This is a genomic window from Borrelia hispanica CRI, from assembly GCF_000500065.1.
Taxonomy (GTDB): Bacteria; Spirochaetota; Spirochaetia; order Borreliales; family Borreliaceae; genus Borrelia; species Borrelia hispanica.
The window spans coordinates 1-1,418 of the sequence record NZ_AYOU01000035.1; the positions used below are offsets into that span (position 1 = coordinate 1).

Annotated in this window: 2 protein-coding genes; both read right to left on the bottom strand. The window is 26.2% G+C overall.

All coding sequences use genetic code 11. The annotated features are described in order from the left end of the window. Positions 1–685 (bottom strand): hypothetical protein (locus tag U880_RS09715; RefSeq protein ID WP_038358627.1); only part of this gene is annotated, 685 nt, incomplete at its 3' end. Between the two features lie 203 nt (positions 686–888). Then, positions 889–1,164, bottom strand: a complete 276-nt coding sequence (locus U880_RS0100845; protein WP_024654398.1) for a hypothetical protein — start codon at positions 1,162–1,164, stop codon at positions 889–891. Positions 1,165–1,418 lie beyond the last annotated feature (254 nt).

The following is a 1,418-nucleotide window of genomic DNA, read 5'->3' on the forward strand; positions in this document are numbered from 1 at the left end:
TAGCCTCTTCTAAAAAGTTTTTTACTTCTTCAAAATTTGCTTCCAGCTTTACAAAAGATTCTTCATTATATTTATATGAACTTTTCATAATACCGATTACCATTTGTCGAGAACTATCTAAAAGTTGTCTTATATTATCAACCTTATCCTCTTGTTTATATTTTTGTGAAACAATCTTTTTTAAAAGCTCAATATCTCCTGATATCGCTAAAACTTCATACATTATATCTGATTTCTTTTCTTTTATTGTTTTGATCCAATAAAGGGCATCTTTTACATCTCTAACATCATCCTTATTCAGCTGCAATTTAACTTCTAAATTTTTTACATTCTTTTCTTCTTCTTCAGCTTCTTCTGCCGCTTCTTCTGCTACTACTTCTGCTTCTTCTTTAGCTACTACTTCAGCTACTACTATTTTTTCTTCTTCTTTATCATCTGCCACTACAGGTTCTACTACTACAGGTTTTAATACAGCTTTTAATACAGCTACAGGTTCTACTACTTCAGCTATTTCTTCTAAAACAGATCTTCTGCTTCTTTTTTTAGATGTTTCACTATCAACGTGTTCTAAAGATTCACTATTATCTGCAATAGCATCCTTATTAGAATTCACACCAAAGAAGAAATCACAACTCATAAAACTGAAAAGCAAACTTAAAATTAAAAATTTGTTTTTGAATTTCACTATTACACCTCCTCTTTTGAAAGATTTATCTTATTCAATTATTTATTACTATTTTAAAATATATAATTAAATCTAACTTATTTAAAATTAAGGAGTATATTAACAAATATATACAATTTATAATTGTAAAGCAAAAATCTTTATTTTCAATAATTCAAAATTAATTATTAATAAATTAATAACAAATACAATAAAATAAATAATCATTTATTAACAACTTTAGCTTTTAATTCCTTTGCAAAGCGAGCACTCAAATTTTCAACCCTCAACTGAATTTTCTCCTCTTTAATTCTTCGCTCTTTCTCCTCATATTCAATCCAATCCTCAAAACTTTTATCCGCTCCATATCTTCTTTGGAATTCTTTAAATTCACGATCCATTGCCTCTATATTAGCGTCAACCTGCGCTATAAATGCCTCCATCTCCATTTCTTCATCTCTAAAACCTTTCTTTTTTTTAGGAAATTTAATATCTTTCATAATAAAATAAAACCCTCTTACTTTTTATAATTTTTTATAAATAATTTAAAAAATATTGTTACCTTATTACAAGGTAACAGAACGTAAATAGATATATAATTATAAAGCAAAAATCTTTGTTTGAAAAATTGATTAATTATAAATTTGATACATTATCTATCAGCACCAATATTTTCATAACAGTTTTCATAACAGTTTTCATAACAGTTTTCATAACAGTTTTCATAACAGTTTTCATAACAGTTTTCATAACA

Bases quoted from the DNA above. Each gene is read 5' to 3' on its own strand.
- U880_RS0100845 (WP_024654398.1), bottom strand. From the start codon at position 1,164: ATGAAAGATATTAAATTTCCTAAAAAAAAGAAAGGTTTTAGAGATGAA.